We start from the raw sequence: 4,948 nt of genomic DNA on the forward strand, positions 1-4,948 counted from the left end.
ACTGATGTAATGTCTAAATTATTATATTCATCTTTTAAATCCTTCAACTTTTCAAAAGACGGACTATCAATTAAATAAAATTCCTTCAAAAAAACACTCCCTATATTTAAGTTAGGCGCCTAACTATTTTAAATATTACATACTTAATTACTTTTTCAAATACTTGTTACTTTATTGACTTTGATTCTCGAAGGCATTAAATTTTTTAATATGAATTCATATAGTCTGTTATAAATTTCTAGCAACAGCTTCTACTAATATAATAGTAAAAACTTAATATTTAAAATTACTGCAAGTTTATTTTTTATTATGTATGCGTGCATACTATATACATACGCATTGTATGCAGTATGCACGCATACATTATCTTTATAACTTATCCATTTTTTCTATTGTATAAGATAATAATCACAAATCACATGTAACTTGTGATTTGTGATTATTTGATTTAGTATAAATGTAACTATATTAATTTTATAATTGGAGGTTTTGATTTTGACAAATGAGAAGACATTAAAAGAAAAAATTCAAGATTTTTATTTAAATGGTGGGACATATGACGAAGTTGAAATTGATTTTGGGGAAGCGCAAGGAGAAGAAGAAAATTAAGACAAAGATATCAAACCTTTTATGTTCACAAATCACATGTTACATGTGATTTGTGAACATAAAAAATTATATACTAGCTAAAATAAGGTACAAGATAAATCTTTTGGTAAATCTCAAATACTCATGCGTGATTATAAAATACATGAATTAAAGACTGTTTTAATAGAGCAGGCTATCAAAATACTTATGAAATTATTAATGTGTTTTGGGGGCTATTTATGTATCCGGTTAGAAAATGATCAATTATATCGAACAATTGGTATATCATTCGGTAAATTCATACCTAATTAAATTAAACAACTATCATTATTCGATGATCCGTTAAAAATTAAAACAGAAATCATATAAAATCAATTAGATGTTATAATATTGAGCAGAGCAAATATGGATACTATGATAGAATGTATAATTCTTATGACTACATTTCGTTTAACTATATGTTGATTAATTGCTTTATATTTATTTTCAAGTATTGTCAAAAATACCTTAAAAACACCAAATGTATAAATAAAACCTAAATTTAATATACTTGTTTAAAAACATACAATATGTAAGCATACGTTATATATGTATATTGTGTATATGTATGCTTTATGTAGATATACAATATGCTTGCATACATTAGTTGAATCTATTTTATTTTAAGACACTAAATGCCTTATTGGAACCTTCAAGATCAAATACTCTGATATATTTCTCACCTTTAAATTCGATAATTTCCGTAAGTCCTACACTTTCAAGTTGTTTTAAACTTTCCATAGCACCTCTTTAGAAAAACCATGTTGTTCCATATTTTTAACACAAGATAATCGTTACCTTTTATATTTACGATGTTGTATTTATTGAACATGTAAATAATCCCACATTAATTTAAATAGATTAAGTTGTTATTGCAAGTCAACATTTGATTATACTGTATGCACGCATCCAATACGTATGTATACAGTATGTAAGTATATTGTATGATTGTATATATCATAATTATATTTATCCTTATGATCATACAGGACTATAAATATTGTTATAAGAAATCAGCATATTGAGCATATAAAACTGCATCTAAAGTTGTAATAAATTCTATAAAACATATTGTTTATCGTTTCTAATTCTGTTGTTATCCCAGTTTATAAAGTACTTAAACTAATAACCTTACAAGCATACATCACCCACCTATAGACTATGGACGATGTATGCCTAAATTATAGTTAGACGAATTAAGTCCAAAATGATTCTATTTCTTTTAATAGTGCTTCTCTTTCTTTTTCAAATGCTATTTTTTCTTCTTCTGACATTTCATCTTGATCTTTATCATTGTTTTTTTCATTTTGTTTATCTAAAAGCCATTGAGGTGTCTTTTCAATTGATTTTACTTCAGAAGATGTATTACCTGTATCATGCCCTTTTCTATAATTATTTTCTTGACCTTTTGCTTGTTCTAATGTTTGAACGCCTGCTTGTTTCCAGTTAGATAAAATAGTTAATAATAGATTAGTTGGGGAAGTAACTGCTTTTTCACCTGCGTATTCAATCGCATAATGTATGATATCTAAACTAAAGATATTGCTAAAGTCTTGTATTTTACGTTCATAGGTTTTTGTTAATTTATGAATTTGGTATTCATCTTTAATTTTAAAAATAATATTATTTTTATCATTACCACAATTACCACAATGTTTTTGTTTTTGAGGTTTAGTAGTAGTTTTATTTATATATAGATTATTAAAATAAGTCTTAATAATATAAGTCTTATTAGATTTCGTTTGTGTTACTTCTAATATTTCGTTTATGTTACTTCCAATATTTCGTTTGTGTGACTTCCAATATTTCGTTTGTGTTACCTCTGCGTCATAACGCAGTTTATAGCCTTTAATTTTAGGGTTATGATTAATATCAAAAATTATTTTTTCATTTCGATATTTGATTTCAATCGGTTTCTTTTTAAGATGATTCCATGTATTAGAATCTGTAATTTCCATATTTTTTGATATTTGAGGCAAATGTACATAAAAACGATCAGCTTTACTAAAGCCACCACTTTCATAAGTAATAAGATGCTTTTTTCTTAAATCTTCTTTCATCTTACGAATTTTTTCTAGACTAAATCCTGTTATAGATTGAATTTTAGAATATGTTAAAGTACAAAATACTTTACCATTATTCATATATTGTCCTTTTTTTTCACTATATCTAAATGTATTGTATAGAATGGAATAAAATATTTTTGCTTGGTTATCCAGTTCATTATAGTATTTATAAGCAAAAATATTTTTTGGCAGTAGAAACCATTTGCTTGTATCATATTTATAAATAAAACCGTCTGTATAAGGCTGTTTAGGGTATATACGGTTAGGTAATCCTAATCCTTGTCTTTCTTCAACAAGCAGACCCTTTTCTTTTAATTGTTTTTTTATTCTTGGAACACTTTTGATATTGATTTTTAAATCTGTTGCAAGATCCTTATTTGAATAAATTGAATATAAACGATTCTTTTCATCGAAAAATTGAGTATTACCTTGTTCTGCTGTTTGTTTACTTAAATCATTTTTATCACTTAATAGGGTATACATTAATTTTGCATTTACAGATAAATTTGAAAAATCTTCATCATAAAATAAAAATAAATATAGCTTATAAAAATTTCCTTCGTATTCTTTGTTCTGCATAATAAAAACCTCTTTCCATATTTTAGTTGGTTAGAGGTAATAAAACGGTTACAATAAAATTATTGAATATGTGTAGTTGCGACATATATTGTTTACAGTTATAATAAGATTATTATATGTATATTAAAACGTTTGTGCACGTTTTATTACCTTTGAAGACATTCAGTTGCTACCAACAACTGAATGTCTTTTGTATATTTATAAGAATAACAAACTAAAAGAGTATAAACAATAAATACAGTAACAAAAAAACAAAAACAAATCACATGTTACATGTAACATGTGATTTGTTTTTTAATAATTGAAAATTATAAATAATTTTGATTCTAAGAGGCATAAATAATCTTGAATAGTATGATTTTATTTTGTGGTAATGTGGTATTGTAACTTGTTACATGTCACAAGTTACTGTTATAATGAATATATTATAACAGTAAGGAGTGTAATGTATGTCAGTTATAACTATTGGTAATTTCAAAGGGGGAGTAGGTAAAACTACTGTATCAACTTTATTATCATATATTGCTTCTGAGAGGTATGACAAAAAGGTTTTATTAGTCGATTTTGATCCCCAAGGTAATGCTACTCAAATTATGAAAAGAACATATCCAGAAGCTATAGATGAGAAACAAACATTTATAGATGCCCTTAAAAATGGTGAGTTAGAGGATAGTATTATAAACTTATCAACTAAATTATCATTAATACCTGCAGATTCTTCACTGGCTAATTTGTCAGATATTATTGCAAAAACAGATATTGTTAAAAAGCGATATATTCTTAAATCAGTTATTGATCAAATTAAAAAGGATTATGATTTTGACTATATATTTATTGATGTACCACCAACAATAAATTCAGACTTCACAAATAATGCTGTGTATGCAAGTGACTATATTGCCATGGTATTTCAAACTCAACAATCAGCGTATGAGAGTAGTTTGTCTTTTGTTAACTTTTTACGAGATAGAAAAAAGGAATCAAATTTGCCGTTTGAATTAATAGGTGCAATCCCAGTATTAATTAAGAAAAACGGTAATATTGATGAACAGATACTAGAAATATCTAAAAAAACTTTTTCAAATGCTTTATTTAAAAATCAAATATTTCAAAGAGAAAGAATTAAGAAATTCGGTGCAGAAGGTATTAGAGATAAAGATACGCATGATAAAAGAGTATTGCATATGTTAGAAGCGATATATAAAGAACTAGTTGAAAGAATAGAATTAATAGAAGGATAGGTGATTATAATGTCAGGATTTTTAGATGATATAAAAGTTGAAGAACAAAAGAAAAAAGGGTTTTTAGACGATATAGATACTTCGGCAGTGAAGTACACAGAAAATTATAAACCAGTTGCTAAAAGTTCGACTATGAGAGTAGATACTCTGATAAAAAAAAGACTTAACCAAATGGCATTAGATAAAGACACTTCCATAAAAGCAATATCAGATAAAGTTTTAAATGAGTTTTTAGAGAAAAATGGTTATTAATAGAAATATTTAAGGGGGTAATATTTTGGGAATCAAAAAAAGTGCTAGAAATATCATTGAATATTTAGAAATAATACTAGCAGATAAAAAAAAGGGTTCTGTTGCAAAGTTGAATTTATAGTATAATTTTAACAAAAAGGAGTCTTCTGTATGAACTATTTCAGATATAAACAATTTAACAAG

3 protein-coding genes are annotated in these 4,948 nt (G+C 25.9%); 2 read left to right on the plus strand and 1 reads right to left on the minus strand.

Annotated elements, in window-relative coordinates; genetic code table 11:
• Positions 1–1,823 precede the first annotated feature (1,823 nt).
• A complete protein-coding gene (locus CD129_RS00155; RefSeq protein ID WP_050441976.1) occupies positions 1,824–3,272 on the minus strand; it encodes a DnaD domain protein in 1,449 nt (482 codons plus the stop codon).
• A 449-nt stretch (positions 3,273–3,721) separates the two neighbouring features.
• Between CD129_RS00155 and CD129_RS00160 the strand changes: the two genes are divergently transcribed.
• Entirely contained in the window at positions 3,722–4,513 is a 792-nt protein-coding gene (locus CD129_RS00160; protein ID WP_025907502.1) for a ParA family protein, read from the plus strand.
• Positions 4,514–4,522: 9 nt separating this feature from the next.
• Positions 4,523–4,765: a hypothetical protein gene (locus CD129_RS00165; protein ID WP_025907507.1), complete on the plus strand. Its 243-nt coding sequence runs from the start codon at positions 4,523–4,525 to the stop codon at positions 4,763–4,765.
• Positions 4,766–4,948 lie beyond the last annotated feature (183 nt).

This window comes from Mammaliicoccus fleurettii, assembly GCF_003970575.1.
Taxonomy (GTDB): domain Bacteria; phylum Bacillota; class Bacilli; order Staphylococcales; family Staphylococcaceae; genus Mammaliicoccus; species Mammaliicoccus fleurettii.

Bases quoted from the DNA above. Each gene is read 5' to 3' on its own strand.
- CD129_RS00155 (WP_050441976.1), bottom strand. From the start codon at position 3,272: ATGCAGAACAAAGAATACGAAGGAAATTTTTATAAGCTATATTTATTT.
- CD129_RS00160 (WP_025907502.1), top strand. From the start codon at position 3,722: ATGTCAGTTATAACTATTGGTAATTTCAAAGGGGGAGTAGGTAAAACT.
- CD129_RS00165 (WP_025907507.1), top strand. From the start codon at position 4,523: ATGTCAGGATTTTTAGATGATATAAAAGTTGAAGAACAAAAGAAAAAA.